The organism is Saccharothrix sp. NBAS 001 (assembly GCF_056640475.1).
Window position 1 is genome coordinate 9541209 of the sequence record NZ_CM153251.1, and the last position, 17324, is coordinate 9558532.

Genomic DNA, 17324 nt, shown 5'->3' on the forward strand with positions numbered 1-17324 from the left:
CTGGGCCGTGGACCGCTCAGTCTGCCGATGAGGTGGTGGCCCGATGGCCCGGTGGAGTCTGGAAGTCGACCGCGACACGTGCGTCGGCAGTGGGATGTGCGTGGCGATCGCGCCGGACCGCTTCCGGCTCGACGGGAGCACGGCCGAGCCGGTCGACGGCTCGGTGGACCCGGACGAGGCGGTGCGGGAGGCCGCCGAGTCGTGTCCGATGGAGGCCATCCTGGTCCGGGACGAGGACGGCACCCAGCTCGCACCGGAGATCTGACGTGCTGTGACTGCCGTCACCCGAAATGGGCCAAAAAATCTTCATCCGATCGCGTCATCGCTGGCTACGTGCCGTGTCTCACTGTCGCGCGGCTCTGCTTCGGGGTGGGCCGCGCTCCGCGTAGGCGGCCCCCTCCCCCTGGGCCGCGGACGGGGAGTCGGGACGCGCGGGCGGCCGTTCGGGGAGCGACCGGCCGCCCGCGCGCCGGCCGAACTACGCTCACCTCTTATGTCCAACCGCCGGATCGGCGTCATGGGTGGCACCTTCGACCCGGTGCACCACGGCCACCTCGTCGCCGCCAGTGAGGTCCAGGCCAGGTTCGAGCTCGACGAAGTGATCTTCGTGCCGACCGGCCAGCCCTGGCAGAAGATCGACCACGAGGTCAGCCCCGCCGAGGACCGCTACCTGATGACGGTCGTCGCCACCGCGTCGAACCCGAGGTTCTCGGTCAGCCGGGTGGACATCGACCGGGCCGGGCCCACCTACACCTACGACACGCTCAACGACCTCAAGGCCATGCACCCGGACGCGGACCTGTTCTTCATCACCGGCGCGGACGCGCTGGAGCAGATCCTGTCCTGGCGGCGCGCCGACGACGTGTTCCGCCTGGCCCACTTCATCGGCGTCACGCGGCCCGGCTACGAACTGGACGACACCCACCTCCCGCCGGGCGCGGTGTCCCTCGTGGAGGTGCCCGCGATGGCCATCTCGTCCACCGCCGTGCGCGCCCGCACCGCCTCCGGCCTGCCCGTCTGGTACCTGGTCCCGGACGGTGTCGTTCAGTACATCTCCAAACGCAGGCTTTACTCGGTGCCGGACTGACGGCGGACGCCGGTACCCTCATTGACTCGTGTGGGCGTATCGGCGCCCGCCGAGGTGATGAGGAGAAACGTGGCAGCCACCGACGAGGCACGACGGTTGGCGCTGGTCGCCGCGAACGCGGCGGCAGACAAGAAGGCGCACGACGTGATCGTGCTCGACGTGTCCGACCAATTGGTGATCACGGACGTGTTCGTGATCGCGTCCGCTCCCAACGAGCGGCAGGTCGGCGCGATCGTGGACAACATCGAGGAGCAGTTGCGCGAAGCGGGCCGCAAGCCGGTCCGCCGCGAGGGCGCGCGCGAAGGCCGCTGGGTCCTGCTGGACTTCGTGGACGTCGTGGTGCACGTCCAGCACGTGGACGAACGCAGCTTCTACGGCCTCGAACGGCTGTGGAAGGACTGCCCGAGGATCGAGTTCGACGCCGGCCCGGTCGCCGACGAGGTCGCCGAGGCATGACCTTGAACCGGCTCGTGCTGTGGCGGCACGGTGAGACCGACTACAACGCGACCAGTCGGATGCAGGGCCACCTGGACGTGGGGCTGACCGAGACGGGTTGGAACCAGGCGCGGTTCGCCGTGCCGGTGCTGGCCGGGTTCGCGCCCGGGCTGGTGGTGGCGTCCGACCTGCGGCGGGCCCGCGACACGGCCACCGTGTTCACCACCGCCACCGGTATCGGGCTGCGGATCGACGAGCGGCTGCGGGAGACCAACCTCGGCAAGTGGCAGGGCCTGACCACGGACGAGATCGAGGTCGAGTGGCCGGGCGCGCTCGACGCGTGGCGCGCGGACGCGACCATCGCGCCGCCGGACGGCGAGAACCGGATCGAGGTCGCCGACCGCGCGCTGGCCGTGGTCGAGCAGGTCGACCGGGAGTTCTCCGACACCGTGCTGCTGTGCGCGCACGGTGGCCTGATCAGCGCGTTGACCGGGCGGCTGCTGGAGCTGCCGGTGGACCGGTGGTCGCTGCTCGGCGGGATCGGCAACTGCCACTGGACGGTGTTCACCCGGCGTCCCCAGGGTGACGGGCGTTGGCGGCTGTCGTCGTACAACGCCGGAACCACCCGGTGAGACTGCTCGTCCTCGGAGATTCGCTGACCTTCCACGGCCCTCAGGGGCCGCTGCCCGCCGACCACCCGCGGTTGTGGCCCAACGTGGCCGCCGCCGCGCTGGGCGGCCACGTGGAGCTGGCTGCGGGATTCGGGTGGACCGCCCGGGACGCCTGGTGGGCGTTGACGGGCGATCCACGCGTCTGGTCGTTGTTGCCGCGCACGGACGTGCTTGTGCTCGCGGTGGGCAGCATGGACACGCTGCCGTCGCCGCTGCCGACCTTCCTGCGGCAGGGTCTGCGCTACCTGCGCCCGGATGGGCTGCGCCGCCGGGCGCGGGAGACCTACCGGGCGCTCCAGCCCGGGTTGTCGCGGCTGCTCGGCGGCCACCCGGTGGCGTTGCCGCCGCATTTGACCATCCGGTATCTGGATTCGTGCGTGCGATCGGTGCACGCGTTCGAACCGGACGTCCGGGCGGTCGGGATGACACCGTCCGTGCACGTGTCCCCGGCGTACGCGAGCGTGCACACGGGACGTCCGGCTGCGGAACGTGCCATGCGCTCCTGGTCGTCACGTGTCCAGGTGCCGTTGCTGGACGTGCCCCCGCTGGTCGAGGATCACGTGCGGTCACGGCGTGGCAACCCGGACGGCATGCACTGGGGCTGGGAGGGCCACGCACTGGTCGGCGCGGCGATGGCGGATCTCATCAGGTCCGTGGCGGTCAGCCACTCGGGGACGGCCGAGCCGTAGTCTCGGCACTCGTGTCCACCACGATCGTCACCGACTCCACGGCGTACCTGCCCGAGGGGTTCGCCGAGCGGCACGGCATCCGGGTGGTGCCGCTGCACGTCGCGGTGGACGGCCGGAGCAGGTTGGACGGTGTCGACTTCGGCCCGGCGGAACTGGCCGCCGCCCTGGGGGAGCACCGCCGGGTCACCACGTCCAGGCCGACCCCGGGCGAGTTGGCCGAGGTGTACCGCTCGGTGCTCGCCGACGGTGCGGACGGGATCGTGTCCGTGCACCTGTCCCGTGAACTGTCCGGGACGTGGGAGGCGGCGCGGCTGGCCGCCGAGGAGGTCGACCGGGACCGGATCCGGGTGGTCGACTCGCGGGCCACCGGGATGGGCCTGGGATTCGCGGCGCTGGCGGCGTGCTCGGCCGAGGACGGCGTGCTCGCCGAGAAGGCCGCGATGGAGGCGGCCGGGCGGATCCGGATGTTCTTCTGCGTCGAGACGCTGGACCACCTGCGGCGGGGCGGCCGGATCGGCGCGGCGGCGGCCCTGGTGGGCACGGCGCTGGCGGTCAAGCCCCTGCTGCACGTGGACGACGGCCGGATCGTGCCGTTGGAGAAGGTGCGCACCACGAGCCGGGCGATCGGGCGGCTGGTCGACCTGGCGGCGGCCGCGTCCGGCCCCGGTCCGGTGGGGCTGGCGGTGCACCACCTGGCCGCCCCGGAGCGGGCGGCCGAGTTGGCGACCCGTCTCGACGAGCGTGTCCCGGGCTCGACCGGATGCCTGATCTCCGAGGTCGGAGCGGTGATCGGGGCCCACACCGGGCCCGGCGTGCTGGGGGTCGTGGTTCTCCCCGGCGGCTATCACTAGCCACTTGTCCACAGCCCCGAAACTCCATCCACAGATTTGAGATCGGCGTTGGGAGCACTGGGCCGTCCGGCCTAATCTCGCTCACATGTTCGATGAAAAACCGGATACCACGGCAACCCGGCTCGACGCCCTGATCGCCCGGAACCAGGGCAGGCACCGCGCCGAGGACACCCCGCTGGTCGTCTTCGCGTCCTCGTCCGGCGGTACCGGCCCGCCCGGCCGGCTGCGCGCGCTCCTGCGGCGGTGGCGGCCGGGTCCCGCGTTACCCCGGCGGCCGATCGTGTTCGGCGGCGTGCTGGCCGGCGTGGCGCTGGCCGTCGCGCTCAGCCTGTGGTGGCAGCGGCCCGCGCCCGAGTCACCACCCGCCCTGCCGCTCGCGGCGGAGGTGACCAGGCTCCCCGAACACCTGGTCGTCAACGTCGTGGGCGAGGTGCCCCGGCCCGGCCTGGTGACGGTCACCAGCGGCGCCCGCGTCGCCGAGGCCGTCCACGAGGCCGGCGGTCCCAACCCGAACGCCGACCTGCGCGGCCTCAACCTGGCCCGCCGGGTCTCCGACGGCGAGCAGATCGCCGTCGGCATCCCGCCCCAGAACCCGGAGAGCCACCGCGAACCGATCAGCCTCAACACCGCGACGAAGGAGCAACTGGACGACCTGCCCGGCGTAGGACCGGTGACAGCACAGCGGATCGTGGACCGCCGCCTGAAACGCGGCCCGTTCACCTCCATCGACCAACTTGGCGAGATCGAAGGGATAGGTGAAGCCAAACTGGCCAAACTCGGCGACCTGGTCCGCCTCTGACCCGACGTCCGATCCGTTCCGCACCAACCACTCCGCTCCGTTCCGACCACCCGTTCCTCCGACCGCACCCCGGCCAACGCTCCACACCGCACGACGAACCGATCCGTCCACAACGGACACGCAACGGGAGGTACTCCATGACACGACACCAGCCACGCACTCGTGGCGTCCGTCGGACCCACCACCATTCCAAGAGCGTCGATCACAGCCCTGAGCGGCGTGCCGGTCCGTGAGTTCCCGCGCCTACCTGGTGCCCGCGGCGTTGACGGTCTGGTCGACGGCCTTGGCAGGCTTGCTCTGGACGTGGTGGGCGGGCGTTGTCATCAGCCTCGTCTCGGCGGTGGTCGGCGGTGTCGCCCTCCGCCGGTGGCGGCCGGCCGCCGTGGCGATCGCGGTGGTCGGGCCGGTGGCGGCGTGCTGGATCGGTGCGCAGCTGTACGAGTCGGCGCACCACCCGCTCCGTTCAGCGGCCGGTCACGGTGGCCTGACGGCGCTGCGTCTCGAACTGTCCGACCGGCCGCGTGGTCTGCGGGCCGCCGGCTACGGGGCGCGCGCCGGAGGGGTCGAGCTGGTTCTCGTCCGGGCCGAGGTGGTGGACGGCGGCGGCCGGGTGGTGGTGCTCGCTCCCGAACCGGCCTGGCGCGATCTCCTGCCCGGCCAGCAGGTCCTGGCTCGCGGCACGTTGGCACCGGCCAAGTCCGGCGAGCTGACCGTCGCGATGCTCCGGGTCCGGGGGCCGCCGCGCGAGGTCACTCCGGCACCCGTGTGGCAGCGGGCGGCGGAGGCGTTGCGGGCCGGCCTGCGGGAGGCGAGCCGCACGCTCGACCCCGAGCCCGCCGGGCTGCTGCCCGCGCTGGTCGTCGGCGACACGTCGGGCCTGACGCCCAGGGTGGTGGACGAGTTCCGCACCACGGGCCTGGCGCACGTGCTGGCGGTGAGCGGGGCGAACCTCGCGATCCTGTGCGGCGCGGTGCTCTTGTTGTTGCGGCTGCTGCGGTTCGGCCCGCGAGGGTGCGCGGCGGGCGGGATGGCGGCGCTGGTCGGGTTCGTCGTGCTGGCCGGTCCGGAGCCGAGCGTGCTGCGGGCGGCGGTGATGGGCGCGGTGGCGCTGCTCGCGCTGGTGCTGGGGCGGGAGCGGTCCGCGTTGCCCGCGCTGGCGGCCGGGGTGGTCGTGCTGGTCCTGCACGATCCGCAGCTCGCGGTCGACCCGGGGTTCGGGCTGTCGGTCGTGGCCACGGCGGCGCTGGTGCTGCTCGCACCGGCGTGGGCCGGCCGGCTGCGCGACCGGGGCGTGCCGGTCGGGGTGGCCGAGGCGCTGGCGGTGCCGGCGGCGGCGCACCTCGCCACCGCGCCGCTGGTCGCCGGGATCTCCGGCCAGGTGAGCCTGGTCGCGGTCGCGGCGAACCTCCTGGTGGCCCCGGTCGTCGCCCCCGCGACGGTGCTCGGGGTGCTGGCGGCGTTGGTCGCGCCGGTCCACCTCGACACGGCGCGGTTCGTGGTCGAGGTGGCCGGGCCGGCCGCGTGGTGGCTGATCACGGTCGGCCGGCACGCGGCGGCGGTGCCGGGTGCGGCGGTGGCGTGGCCCGAGGGCTGGACGGGAGGGCTGCTGCTGGTCGGCCTCGTGCTGGCGGTGTACGTGGTGTTCCGGCTGCGGCGGGTGCGGGTGCTGCTCGTCGCGCTCGTCGCCGGGGCGGTCGTCGTGCTGGTGCCGGTCGGCGTGGTCGCGCCGCGCTGGCCGGTGCCGGGCTGGGCCGTGGTGGCGTGCGATGTGGGGCAGGGCGACGCGGTCGTGCTGGCCACGGCCGAAAGCGACCGTGCGGTCCTGGTCGACACCGGGCCGGATCCGGCTGCGGTGCTGGCCTGCCTGCGCCGGCTGGGCGTGCGGCGGGTGCCGCTGGTGGTGCTGAGCCACTTGCACGCCGACCACATCGGCGGGCTGGCGGCGGTGTTGGCGGAACGGGGTGTCGGCGCGGTGGCCGTGGGGCCGTCGCGGGAGCCGGCGTGGGCGTGGAGGGAGGTGGTTGCGCTGGCCCGCGCGGCCGGGGTCGACGTGGTCGAACTCGGGGTCGGGCAGCGGCTGGGCTGGCCGGGACTTGAGCTGGACGTGCTGGGGCCGCGTGCGGTGCCGCGCGGGGACGAGAACACGGCGGTCAACGATGCGTCCGTGGTGGTGCGGGCGACCACGGCGGCGGGGCGGGTCCTGCTGACCGGTGACGTCGAGCTGGCCGGGCAGGCCGCGCTGCTCGGCGGGCACGTCGACCTGCGGGCCGACGTGCTCAAGGTGCCGCACCACGGGTCGCGGTACTCGTCGCCGGAGTTCCTCGCGGCGGTGCGGCCACGGGTCGCGCTGGTCAGCGTCGGGGCGGGCAACCGGTACGGCCATCCCAGCGGGGTGCTGGTCGACGCCTTGGAGCGGGGTGGGGCGTTGCTGCTGCGCACCGACCGGGACGGCGACACCGCCGTCGTGCCCGGTCCGGAGGGGCCGCAGGTCGTCCGGTGCGGCGACCCGCTGAAGCACGGCGGCTGAACCACGGCGGCTGAGGGACGGCAGCTGGACCACGGCTGTCGTGAGACGAACGAACCTGCCCGGTCGCGTGACCGGGTTCATCGAGAGGAGCACGACCATGAAGGACACGAACACCTGGGTCCGGCTGCACACCGGCTGGTCGCCGCGCGAACTCGGCTGGGCGTTGTGGCAACCCGGCTATTCCGCGCACCCGTGGCCGAGCGCGGAATTAAGGCCGTCGTTCGAGTTCTACGTCTGCGAGGACGTGTCGATCGGCGGCCGGGCGATCGTGGCGCGGGCGACCGTCACGAAAACCGTGGGCACCGTGTCCGTCGCGTCACCGCAGGAGGCGTACCAGGAGATCGCCGACGCGCTGTTCGACGACGACCTGGCCATCGCGCCGGAGGACTGGCGGGCGAACCGGTACAACGGGCACAAGACGGCGTCGCCGTGGCCGCAACAGCTCACCGCGTGGCGGGCCGAGACCGAGGAGGTCGGGCCCTACCTGCTGCCCGAACTCTCGTCGTTCCCGCGCACGGGGTGGCTGCGGATCCCGGACATCGTCTTGTGACCGCAGGATCGGCGCGGACGGCCCGCGCGCCACGGGCCCGTGTCGGGCGGTCGTGGCGCGCGAGCCGGTCGGGCGTGGTCAGTCCTTCAGCGCGTTCAGCACGGCTTCGGCCGAGGGCGGGACGTTGGCGCGGGGGCCGACGCGGTCGCCGAGGGCGTCGAGGGTCTTCAGGCCGTCGCCGGTGATCAGCAGCACGGTCTCGGCGTCCGGGTCCAGCCGGCCGGTCTCGACGAGCTTCTTCGCCGTGGCGACGGTGACGCCGCCGGCCGTCTCGGCGAAGATGCCCTCGGTGCGGGCCAGCAGGCGGATGCCCTCGATCACTTCCTCGTCGGTGACGTCCTCGATGGCGCCGTTGGTGCGGCGGACCGCGTCCAGGACGTACGGGCCGTCCGCCGGGGCGCCGATCGCCAGCGAGCGGGCGATGGTGTCCGGGCGGACCGGGGACACCACGTCGTGGCCGGACTTGAACGCGGCCGACACCGGGGAGCAGCCGGTGGCCTGGGCGCCGAACACCTTGTAGGGGGTGGCGTCGACCAGGCCCAGCTCGCCGAACTCGCGGAACGCCTTGTCGACCTTGGTCAGCTGCGAGCCGGAGGCGATGGGCACCACGATCTGGTCGGGCAGCCGCCAGCCGAGCTGCTCGGCCACCTCGTAGCCCAGGGTCTTCGAGCCCTCGGCGTAGTACGGGCGGACGTTGACGTTGACGAACGCCCAGTCCTCGTGCTCGGCGGCCAGTTCCTGCGCGAGGCGGTTCACGTCGTCGTAGTTGCCGTCGACGGTGATCAGGTTGCCGTCGTAGACGGCGGTCATGAGGATCTTGGCCTGCTCCAGGGAGGAGGGCACCAGCACGACCGACTCCCAGCCGGCGCGGGCCGCGGCGGCGGCGACGGCGTTGGCCAGGTTGCCGGTGGAGGGGCAGGCCAGGACCTTGAAGCCCAGTTCACGGGCGGCGGCGAGGGCGACGCCGACGACGCGGTCCTTGAACGAGTGGGTGGGGTTGCCGGTGTCGTCCTTCACCCAGACCTTGCGCACGCCCAGGGCCTTGGCGAGGCGGTCGGCCTCGACCAGGCGGGTGGCGCCGGGGTTGGTGTTGGGGTGCGACTCGACGGTGGAGGGCACCGGGAGCAGGCCGCGGTAGCGCCAGATCGACCGGGGGCCCGCCTCGATGTCCTCGCGGCGGACGCGGCCGAAGTCGTAGGCGACTTCCAGCGGCCCGAAACACTCGAGACAGGCGTATTCCGGCGCGAGCGGGGTCTCGTGGCCGCACTCACGGCACGACAGGGCGCGGGCCGGACCGAGGTCGAAGGAGGTGGTGGCCGAAGGCACACTGACAGCAGTCATCGCGAGGTATCTCCTCATCTTTCCCGCGTCGCGGGTCGGAATTGGCACCGTGGTCGTCGCAGCGGACGCTGCGCGACGGGTTGCCGGGGCTTCTTCGGGCCGATCCCTCTGCCCCTCTGGATGAGCGGTATTCAGTTGTGGCCGCCAACCTACGGCACGATCCCGGCCCTCAGCCAGATCCGTCCACCATCCGGGCGCGATCCGGGGCGTGGGAGGATCGGGTCCGTGAGCGCGTCCGCAGTCTCTCAACCCCCCGTGCACCTGGTCGTCGGCGAGGAAGAGTTGCTGGTCGAGCGGGCGGTGCGCGGTGCGCTGGCGGTGGCCCGCGAAGCCGACCCGCAGGCCGATCTGACCAGGGTGAGAGTGACTGATCTCACCCCTCCTGAGCTGGCCGAACTGGTGAGCCCGTCGCTGTTCGCCGAGGGGCGGGTGATCGCCCTGGAGTCCGCCCAGGAGGCGGGCAAGGAGATCGCCGAGGCGGTCATGGCCTACGCCAAGGCGCCGGCCGACGGGGTGACCCTGGTCGTCGTGCACACCGGCGGCGGGCGCAGCAAGGTGGCCAAGGAGCTGCCCGCCGCGCTGCGCAAGGCCGGTGCGGCGGTGACCGAGTGCCCGAAGATCACCAAGGCCGCAGACCGCGAGGCGTTCGTGCGCAACGAGATCCGCTCGGCGGGCGGCAAGGCCGATCCGGAGGCGATCGGGGCGCTGATCGAGTCGGTCGGGTCGGACCTGCGGGAGCTGGCGGCGGCGGCCTCGCAGCTGGTGTCCGACACGGGCGGCAGGATCGACGCCGACGCCGTCCACCGCTACCACCGGGGGCGGGCCGAGGTGACCGGGTTCGCGGTGGCCGAGAAGGCCGTGGTGGGCGACCGGGGCGGGGCGTTGGAGGCGTTGCGGTGGGCGATGCTGACCGGCGTGCCGCACGTGCTGGTCGCGGACGCGCTGGCGGACGCGGTGCGGACCATCGCGAGGGTGTCGGCCGTGGGGCGGGGAGACCCGTTCAAGCTGGCCGGTGAGCTGGGCATGCCGCCCTGGAAGATCAAGAAGGCGCAGGGGCAGGCGCGGGGCTGGGACGGTGCCGGGCTGGCGGCGGCCATGTCGGTGGTCGCGGACCTCAACGCCGACGTGAAGGGCGTGGCGGCCGATTCGGGCTATGCCCTGGAGCGGGCTGTGCTGAAGATCGTCGCGGCTCACGGGCGGCGTTGAGCGCACAAAGCGAAACGCCGCGCCCTCCGGGGAGGGGCGGCGCTTCGGGAGGCTGCTTCAGATCCGGGTGATCAGATCTGGTTGGCGCGCCGGGCCAGGGCCGACTTCTTGTTGGCGGCCTGGTTGGCGTGGATGACGCCCTTGGTGACGGCCTTGTCGAGCTTGCGGGAGGCCTCGCGGGCCAAGGCGACGGCCTTGTCCTTGTCGCCGGCCTCGGCGGCCTCACGGAACTTGCGGATCGCGGTCTTCAGCGACGACTTGACGGCCTTGTTGCGCAGGCGCGCCTTCTCGTTCGTCTTGATCCGCTTGAGCTGGGACTTGATGTTCGCCACGCGAAAGCCACCGTTTCCTCGGTCTTGGGGTCGCATCGCGCTGTGATCGGCCCCACCGGAGTGGGCTTCCTCCATTGCGGAATGCCGCGCGATACGGCTGTAGAGGCTATCAGGGCTGCTGGGAGCGGCGTGCCCGGGTCCTCGGCGGAAAAAACAGTACACCCGTCCGGTTACGCTGTTCGGGTGATGACCGCTCTTGACTGGCCCGGGTTCGGGCAGGTGTCGCTCGCCGGTCTCCTCTTCCTCTGCGCGGCCGCCGCTCTCGCGGGTGCGGTCGACGCGGTGGTGGGTGGGGGAGGGCTGATCCAGCTGCCCGCGTTGTTGCTGGTCGGGCCCGGTGGGCAGCCGCTCTACGCGTTGGCCACGAACAAGGTCGCCGCTGTGGTCGGCACGGCTTCCGCGGTCAGCACGTACGCGCGGCAGACGTCCATCGACTGGGCGTCCGCGATCCCGATGGCGGTGGCGGCGTTCGCCGGGGCCACGGGTGGCGCGGCGTTCGCGGGGGCGCTGGAACCGGGTGTGCTCAACGGTGTGGTGTTGGTCGCACTGGTGGGGGTCGGGCTCTACACCTGGCGCAAGCCGGAACTCGGGGTGGCCGAGACGCCGCGCTTCGGGCGGGGCGCGCAGATCGGCGTGATGGCGGCGGGCGGCGCGGTGGTCGGGTTCTACGACGGGCTGGCCGGGCCGGGCACCGGGGCGTTCCTGGTGTTCCTGCTGGTGGGGCTGGTCGGGTTCGCGTTCCTGCGGGCGTCGGCGACCGCCAAGATCGTCAACGTCGCGACGAACCTGGGCGCGCTGCTCTACTTCATCCCCACCGGCAAGGTCCTGTGGGGGCTCGGGCTGGTGCTGGCGGTGTGCAACCTCGTCGGCGCGGTGTTCGGGGCGCGGCTGGCGGTGCGGCGGGGGTCCGCGTTCGTCCGCCGGGTGTTCCTGACCGTGGTCGTGGCGCTGGTGGTCAGCCTGGGCTGGAAGGCGGCGGTTGGATGACCTTGAACGTCGCGCCCATCGGGTCGCCCAGGGTGGCGAACCGGCCGAACAGCGAGTCGGCCACCGCGCCGACCGGGATGCCGCCCAGGTCGTGCGCCGCGGCCAGGGTTTCGTCCACGTCGGACACCTGGAAGTAGGTCATCCAGTGCGCCGGGATCTCCGCCGGGATCCCGTCGTCCATGCCGAACACGCCGCCCACCGTGTGGCCGTCGACCTGGAGCTGGGTGTACGGGAGGTCCGGTAGCGGCGCCAGGTCGAAGTCGAACACCTCGCGGTAGAACTCGGTCGCGCCGTCCGGGTCGCGGGTGGCCAGTTCGTTCCACACCACCGCGCCCGGCTCGTTGACCACGTACGCGCCGATGTGCTCGCCGGCCTCCCACAGGCCGAACGCCGCGCCGGTCGGGTCGACCGCGATCGCGCCGCGCCCCGGCCCGCCGGTGTCGAACTCGGGGACCAGCACCTTGCCGCCGGCCCCGGCGATCCGGTCCAGGCTCTCGTCGAGGTCGTCGGTGGCCAGGTAGGTCGTCCACACCACCGGGAACATCACCTCCGGGGGCATCTCGCCGAAGCCCGCCACCGGGCGGCCGCGCACCAGGGCCAGCGTGTAGTAGCCGGTCTCCGGGCCGCCGACCTCGAAGTCCCAGCCGAACAGCCCGCCGTAGAACCGCATGGTGGCCACGCGGTCGGTGGTCATCATGTCCACCCACGCGGGGGTGCCCGGCGCGTACGGGGCGTTGAGGTCGCTCACCTCGCCAACGGTCGCACCGGGGGTGGTGGGCCGCTAGTCGATCACCCGACGGAAGTGCCCGCCCGGCCGCCTCCCCCTGGAAACGGCCGGGCGGGTGTGTGGCCGGGCTACTCGTCCGGCGGGTCCTCCGAGTCGCGTGGTCGGGCGTCCTTGCGGGGCCTGCCCCGCCTGGGCTGGGCGGCCGCGCCGGTGGGCAGCCGGCCGCTCTCGGCCAGCGCCCGCCGGAGCAGGAACTCGATCTGCGCGTTGGTGCTGCGCAGCTCGTCATTCGCCCACCTGGTCAGCGCGTCGTGCACGGCGGGGTCGAGGCGGAGCAGGACGCTCTTGCGCTCGCCCACGTCAGTGGTACAGCGAACCGGTGTTCACGACGGGCTGGGTGGACCGATCGCCGCACAGCACCACCAGCAGGTTCGACACCATGGCCGCCTTGCGCTCCTCGTCCAGTTCCACCACGTCCTTCTCGGCCAGCTTGTCCAGCGCCAGCTCCACCATGCCGACCGCGCCCTCCACGATCCGCTGCCGGGCCGCGACGACCGCGCCCGCCTGCTGCCGCTGGAGCATCGCCTGGGCGATCTCCGGGGCGTACGCGAGGTGGGTCAGCCTGGATTCGATCACCTTCACGCCGGCCGCCTGCACCCGGGCCGCGATCTCCACCGACAGGGTCTCGGTGATCTCGTCCGCGTTCTCCCGCAGCGACAGGCCGCTCTCGTCGTGGTTGTCGTACGGGTAGCTGGTGGCGATGTGGCGTACGGCCGTCTCGGTCTGGATGCCGACGAACCGCACGAAGTCGTCCACCTCGAACTTGGCCCGCGCGGTGTCGTCCACCTGCCACACCACGACCGCGGCGATCTCGATCGGGTTGCCGTCGGCGTCGTTGACCTTGAGCGCGGCCGTCTCGTGGTTGCGGATCCTGGTCGACACCTTCACCTTCGTGGTGAACGGGTTCGCCCAGCGCAGGCCGTCCTTGCGCACCGTGCCGGTGTAGCGGCCCAGGAACTGGAGCACCCGCGCCTCGCCGGGCGCGACGGTGAACAGCCCGCCGCCGGTGATGAAGCCCGCGGCGGCGATCAGCGCGCCACCGATGATCAGCACCGGGTTCGGGTCGCCCGAGCCCGCCGTGATCCCGAGCACGGTCACCGCGGCACCGCCCAGGACCAGCACCGCGGAGATGCCCAGCGCGGCCCAGCCGGACACCTCCGACGCCGTGCGCTCCCGCACGGCCGGTGCGGGCATCCGCACGATCACATCGGTCGTCGCGTTCATCGCTCCACCCCTCGTTCGCCTATCGCGTGCTTAGCAAAGTGATATCACTTTTTTCGCCGCGAGGGCAAGCCGACCGGGCAACGGGGACCGAAGCTGTCCGCAATGGCCGCTACCTTGGGCGACATGACCGACGTCCTCAGCCGCCGCGCCGTCAACCGCGCCACCCTGGCCCGCCAGTTCCTGCTCGAACGCACCGAACGGCCGGTCGCCGACGTCGTCACCCACCTGGTCGGCCTCCAGGCCCAGACCCCGCACACCTGGTACACCGGCCTGTGGACGCGGATCGCCGGCTTCCGCCCCGAGCACGCGGCCGGCCCGCTGCTGGACCGCGCCCTCGTCCGGATGGCGCTGATGCGCTCCACCATCCACCTGGTCACCGCCGCCGACGCGCTCGCGCTGCGCCCGCTCGCCCAGCCCGCGCTGGACCGCGACCTGTTCCACAACCACTTGCACGGCAAGGACCTGCGCGGCCTCGACACCGACGCCGTGGTCGCCACCGGGCGGCAGATCCTGGCCGAACGCCCGCGCACCAACAAGGAACTCGGCGCGCTCCTGCACGAGACGTGGCCCGACCGCGCGCCCGCCGCGCTCGCCTACACCGTCCGCTGCCTCGTCCCGCTGGTCCAGGTCCCGCCACGCGGCCTGTGGGGGCGCAGCGGGCCGATCGCGCACACCAGCGTGGAGACGTGGCTCGGCGAAGGGGTCTCCGACCGGATGTCCGCGGGCGACCTGGTCCTGCGCTACCTGGCCGCGTTCGGCCCGGCCACCGTCAACGACGTGCAGACCTGGGCCCGCCTGACGCGGCTGCGCGAGGTGGTCGAGCGACTGCCGCTGGTCCGGTTCACCGACGAGGACGGCCAGGAGCTGTTCGACCTGCCGGACGCCCCGCGTCCCGACGAGGACACCCCGGCCCCCGTGCGGTTCCTGTACGACTTCGACAACCTGCTGCTGTCCTACGCCGACCGACGCCGAGTGGTCACCGACGACGTGAAGGCGCGCATGTACTCCCCGCACGGCCCCGTGCCGCAGTTCTTCCTCGTCGACGGAGTGACCGCGGGCGACTGGCGGGTCGTGCGCACCAAGGAAGACGCCACGCTGGAGTTGCGGCCGTTCCACCGGCTGCCCGACCCGGACGACGTGGAACGGGAAGGCCTGGCGCTGCTGGACTTCCTCGCCCCCGACGTGCCCGCGCACGGCGTCCGGTTCCTGCCCTGACGAACCTCGCCCGGCCCGGCGCGTCCTGACCTGCATGGCGACGATCACCATCCGCGCTCCCGTCCAGGCCGATTCGCCGGACGTCGTCGAGGTGCACGTCAAGGCGCGCCGCAGCTACTACGAAGGCCACCTGCCCGAGGCGGAACTCGCCGCGTGGGAGACGGCGGTCCGCGCCACCGGCTACCGCTTCGACGGGCCCGACCGGCTGTGGCTGTGCGCCGAAACCGGCGGTGCCGTCGCCGGTTTCGCCCTGGTCAGGGCGGACGAGCTGCTCCAGCTCCAGGTCGACCCGGCGCGCTGGGGGCACGGCGTGGGCCGGGCGCTGCACGACGCGTGCGTCACGTCCTGGCGCGACGCCGGTGTCGCCACCGCCAGGCTGGACGTGTTCGAGCCCAACGCCCGCGCCCGCCGCTTCTACACCGCCCGGGGCTGGCGCGGGGAGAGCGCCGGCGACGGCCCGCACCCCCACGTCCGGATGACCCTCGACGTGGCCGGGTACGGTGGTGGCGACAGTGCCTAGGGTTCCGCCACCGTCCGCCTGAACGACCCACAACCAGGGCGGTGGGACAGGTCCGAGCGGCACCGCCGGGACCCTGGAGGGGTTCCCGGTCATCTGACGGGACAAAAGCCTGGAGGAACCCGGCTGCCGCGTGCGCGGAAGCCAGGAGGGTTCCCCGATGTCCCCGGTCGCTGTCCTGCTCGTGCTCGCCGCCGCGTTCGCGCACGCGGGCTGGAACCTGGCCGCCAAGCGCGTCCCGCACGGCGGGGCCCTGTTCGTCTGGCTCAACGCCTCGCTGTCGGCCGTCCTGATGGTCCCGATCGTCCTGCTCACCGCGACCCCGTCGTGGGACTGGGCGCTCCCGCCGGCGGGCAGCGGAGTGCTGCACCTCGCGTACTTCCTGCTGCTGCAACGGGGATACGCCACCGGCGACATGTCCGTCGTGTACCCGCTCGCCCGGGGCACCGGGCCGCTGCTGACGGTCGTCCTGGCGATCGCGGTGCTCGGCGAGGAACCGCACGTGCTCGGTCTGCTCGGCGCGGCGGCCGTCGTGCTCGGGGTGATGGTGATCGGGTCCGGCGGCGGCAGCGGTGGCAGCCGCAAGGCCGGGATCGCCTACGGCATCGCCACGGGCGCGGTGATCGCCGGCTACACGTTGTGGGACGCGCACGCCGTCAACGCCGCAGCGATCGCGCCTGTCGTGCTCATGGCCGGCTCGTCGGTCACCGAGAGCGTGCTGCTCGCGCCTTACGCGTTGAGCCGCCGCACCGAAGCCGTGGCGTTGGCGCGCAAGCACTGGCGGGAGATCTGCCTGGTCGCCGTCCTCTCACCGGCCGCGTACGTGCTCGTGCTGTTCGCCATGACGATCGCGCCGGTGAGCCTGGTCGCGCCCGCGCGCGAACTCGGCATCGTCGTCGGCAGCGTCCTGGCGTGGCTCGTACTGGGTGAACCGAACCCGCTGCGCAGGCTGTCCGGCGCGCTGATCGTGGTCGCCGGGGTGGCGGCGATCGCCCTGGCGTGATCCGCTCAACACATGGAGGTGCTGAGCAGTCGCGTGTTGTTGAGGTCGCGGGACCCGGAACGGGCCCGTGCGTTCTACCGGGACGTCCTGGGGCTCGCCGTGCACCGGGAGTTCCCCGGCGGCACGGTGTTCTTCCTCGGCGGTGGGTACCTGGAGGTGTCCGGGCGGTCCGACGACCGGCCGACGGAGGCGGTCCAGCTCTGGCTCCAGGTCCGCGACCTGCGCGCGGCGGCCGCCGAACTGGCCGCCCACGTGGTGCGCGGGCCGCGCCGGGAACCGTGGGGCCTGGACGAGGCGTGGATCGCGGACCCCGACGGGGTGCGCATCGCGCTGGTCGAGATCCCGCCGGAGCACCCGCTACGCCGGGACGTCCGCGAGTAGCCCGACGGCGGCCGGCAGCACCCCGCCGTGCTGCTGCAACGACGTGCGCACGTCGGTGAAGCCGGCCGCCTCGGCTTCCTTGACCAGGTCGAACTCGGAGACCTCCAACGCCCACCGCTGCACCGACACCACCAGCCGCCCGCCGGGCTTGAGCACCCGGAACAGCTCGTGGAACGCCGCCGCGCGGTTCTCCCACAGCTGGAGGTTGTCCACCGCCACCACGGCGTCCACCGACGCCACGTCCTGCCCGGTCCGCGCGGCCGTGCCCTCCCGCAACTCCACCTTGCCCGCCACGATCAGGTCCGCGCACCGGTTGCGCGCCTCGTCCAGCATCACCTGCGACGGGTCCACCCCGATCGCCTTGGCCGCCCGCTCGCCCGCCAGCCGCAACCCGACCCCCGGGCCGGGACCGACGACCAGCACCGTCTCCTCCGGACGCGGCCGCAGCACGTCGATCGCGTGCGCCTCGGCCTTCGCGTTCACCTTCGCCATCACCCGGCCGCCGAACTCGCCCACCTTGCCGCGCGGGTGGCCGAACGCCACGTCGAACGCCTTCATCAGTTTCGATGCCATGCCGCCAGCGTCGCCGCGCCGCGCCACCCCGGCATCGGGGATCCCCCCGAGAACGCTCCTGGTCCGCACCCCGAAATCCGGTTGATCCACAGGGCCTCCCGGATAAGCTGAGCAGGCACTCCCGGTGCGCCGCCGACGGTTGCTTTCGA

At 72.7% G+C, this 17324-nt stretch carries 21 protein-coding genes and 1 riboswitch; of the genes, 15 read left to right on the forward strand and 6 right to left on the reverse strand.

Going from position 1 to position 17324, the window contains the following annotated elements; all coding sequences use genetic code 11:
- Positions 1 to 43 precede the first annotated feature (43 nt).
- The 9 genes from AC0HI0_RS43110 to AC0HI0_RS43150 all read left to right on the forward strand — a co-directional run bounded on the left by AC0HI0_RS43110 (position 44) and on the right by AC0HI0_RS43150 (position 7609).
- Positions 44 to 265: a ferredoxin gene (locus AC0HI0_RS43110; protein WP_480929228.1), complete on the forward strand. Its 222-nt coding sequence runs from the start codon at positions 44 to 46 to the stop codon at positions 263 to 265.
- Between the two features lie 228 nt (positions 266 to 493).
- Positions 494 to 1087 (forward strand): nicotinate-nucleotide adenylyltransferase, encoded by a 594-nt coding sequence (gene nadD / locus AC0HI0_RS43115; RefSeq protein ID WP_480929229.1) that lies wholly within the window; start codon positions 494 to 496, stop codon positions 1085 to 1087.
- 69 nt (positions 1088 to 1156) lie between these two features.
- A complete protein-coding gene (gene rsfS / locus AC0HI0_RS43120; RefSeq protein WP_480929230.1) occupies positions 1157 to 1543 on the forward strand; it encodes a ribosome silencing factor in 387 nt (128 codons plus the stop codon).
- Positions 1540 to 2154, forward strand: a complete 615-nt coding sequence (locus AC0HI0_RS43125) for a histidine phosphatase family protein (RefSeq protein WP_480929231.1) — start codon at positions 1540 to 1542, stop codon at positions 2152 to 2154. Before rsfS ends, AC0HI0_RS43125 begins: the two co-directional genes overlap by 4 nt.
- Entirely contained in the window at positions 2151 to 2882 is a 732-nt protein-coding gene (octT, locus tag AC0HI0_RS43130; RefSeq protein ID WP_480929232.1) for a diglucosylglycerate octanoyltransferase, read from the forward strand. The genes AC0HI0_RS43125 and octT overlap by 4 nt, the downstream gene beginning before the upstream one ends.
- An 11-nt stretch (positions 2883 to 2893) precedes the next feature.
- Positions 2894 to 3733, forward strand: a complete 840-nt coding sequence (locus tag AC0HI0_RS43135) for a DegV family protein (RefSeq protein WP_480929233.1) — start codon at positions 2894 to 2896, stop codon at positions 3731 to 3733.
- Positions 3734 to 3818: 85 nt separating this feature from the next.
- Positions 3819 to 4532, forward strand: a complete 714-nt coding sequence (locus AC0HI0_RS43140; RefSeq protein ID WP_480929234.1) for a ComEA family DNA-binding protein — start codon at positions 3819 to 3821, stop codon at positions 4530 to 4532.
- A 229-nt stretch (positions 4533 to 4761) separates the two neighbouring features.
- Complete coding sequence (locus AC0HI0_RS43145; protein ID WP_480929235.1) at positions 4762 to 7059, forward strand: DNA internalization-related competence protein ComEC/Rec2; 2298 nt, start codon at positions 4762 to 4764, stop codon at positions 7057 to 7059.
- Positions 7060 to 7156: 97 nt separating this feature from the next.
- Positions 7157 to 7609, forward strand: a complete 453-nt coding sequence (locus AC0HI0_RS43150) for a hypothetical protein (protein ID WP_480929236.1) — start codon at positions 7157 to 7159, stop codon at positions 7607 to 7609.
- A gap of 78 nt (positions 7610 to 7687) precedes the next feature.
- Here the strand turns inward: AC0HI0_RS43150 and thrC are convergent, their stop codons facing one another.
- Positions 7688 to 8950, reverse strand: a complete 1263-nt coding sequence (thrC, locus tag AC0HI0_RS43155) for a threonine synthase (RefSeq protein ID WP_480929237.1) — start codon at positions 8948 to 8950, stop codon at positions 7688 to 7690.
- An 11-nt stretch (positions 8951 to 8961) separates the two neighbouring features.
- A riboswitch (SAM riboswitch) is annotated at positions 8962 to 9077 on the reverse strand.
- Between the two features lie 98 nt (positions 9078 to 9175).
- Between thrC and holA the strand changes: the two genes are divergently transcribed.
- A complete protein-coding gene (gene holA / locus AC0HI0_RS43160; protein WP_480929238.1) occupies positions 9176 to 10156 on the forward strand; it encodes a DNA polymerase III subunit delta in 981 nt (326 codons plus the stop codon).
- Between the two features lie 71 nt (positions 10157 to 10227).
- Here the strand turns inward: holA and rpsT are convergent, their stop codons facing one another.
- Positions 10228 to 10488: a 30S ribosomal protein S20 gene (gene rpsT, locus AC0HI0_RS43165; RefSeq protein ID WP_041312187.1), complete on the reverse strand. Its 261-nt coding sequence runs from the start codon at positions 10486 to 10488 to the stop codon at positions 10228 to 10230.
- 186 nt (positions 10489 to 10674) lie between these two features.
- Here rpsT and AC0HI0_RS43170 point away from each other — a divergent pair, with 186 nt between their 5' ends.
- Entirely contained in the window at positions 10675 to 11475 is an 801-nt protein-coding gene (locus AC0HI0_RS43170; RefSeq protein ID WP_480934516.1) for a TSUP family transporter, read from the forward strand.
- On the opposite strand, the gene AC0HI0_RS43175 is transcribed toward AC0HI0_RS43170, so the two are convergent.
- From AC0HI0_RS43175 to AC0HI0_RS43185, 3 genes are all read right to left on the reverse strand, one after another.
- The gene (locus AC0HI0_RS43175) at positions 11444 to 12223 is read right to left on the reverse strand and encodes a VOC family protein (protein WP_480929239.1); all 780 of its coding nucleotides are present in this window, start codon (positions 12221 to 12223) and stop codon (positions 11444 to 11446) included. The two genes, AC0HI0_RS43170 and AC0HI0_RS43175, sit on opposite strands and share 32 nt — an antisense overlap.
- Before the next feature lie 107 nt (positions 12224 to 12330).
- A complete protein-coding gene (locus AC0HI0_RS43180; RefSeq protein WP_480929240.1) occupies positions 12331 to 12561 on the reverse strand; it encodes a type II toxin-antitoxin system antitoxin in 231 nt (76 codons plus the stop codon).
- A gap of 1 nt (position 12562) precedes the next feature.
- Positions 12563 to 13486 carry an SPFH domain-containing protein gene (locus AC0HI0_RS43185; protein ID WP_480929241.1) on the reverse strand — a complete coding sequence of 308 codons (924 nt, stop codon included), beginning with the start codon at positions 13484 to 13486 and terminating at the stop codon, positions 12563 to 12565.
- Between the two features lie 123 nt (positions 13487 to 13609).
- On the opposite strand from AC0HI0_RS43185, the gene AC0HI0_RS43190 reads away from it, so the two are divergent.
- From AC0HI0_RS43190 to AC0HI0_RS43205, 4 genes are all read left to right on the forward strand, one after another.
- Positions 13610 to 14701 carry a winged helix DNA-binding domain-containing protein gene (locus AC0HI0_RS43190; RefSeq protein ID WP_480929242.1) on the forward strand — a complete coding sequence of 364 codons (1092 nt, stop codon included), beginning with the start codon at positions 13610 to 13612 and terminating at the stop codon, positions 14699 to 14701.
- A gap of 34 nt (positions 14702 to 14735) precedes the next feature.
- A complete protein-coding gene (locus AC0HI0_RS43195) occupies positions 14736 to 15221 on the forward strand; it encodes an N-acetyltransferase family protein (protein WP_480929243.1) in 486 nt (161 codons plus the stop codon).
- Between the two features lie 157 nt (positions 15222 to 15378).
- Positions 15379 to 16221, forward strand: coding sequence for an EamA family transporter (locus AC0HI0_RS43200; protein ID WP_480929244.1), 843 nt, complete (start codon positions 15379 to 15381; stop codon positions 16219 to 16221).
- Between the two features lie 12 nt (positions 16222 to 16233).
- The gene (locus AC0HI0_RS43205; RefSeq protein WP_480929245.1) at positions 16234 to 16602 is read left to right on the forward strand and encodes a VOC family protein; all 369 of its coding nucleotides are present in this window, start codon (positions 16234 to 16236) and stop codon (positions 16600 to 16602) included.
- On the opposite strand, the gene AC0HI0_RS43210 is transcribed toward AC0HI0_RS43205, so the two are convergent.
- The gene (locus AC0HI0_RS43210; RefSeq protein ID WP_480929246.1) at positions 16579 to 17175 is read right to left on the reverse strand and encodes a class I SAM-dependent methyltransferase; all 597 of its coding nucleotides are present in this window, start codon (positions 17173 to 17175) and stop codon (positions 16579 to 16581) included. The two genes, AC0HI0_RS43205 and AC0HI0_RS43210, sit on opposite strands and share 24 nt — an antisense overlap.
- Positions 17176 to 17324: the final 149 nt, after the last annotated feature.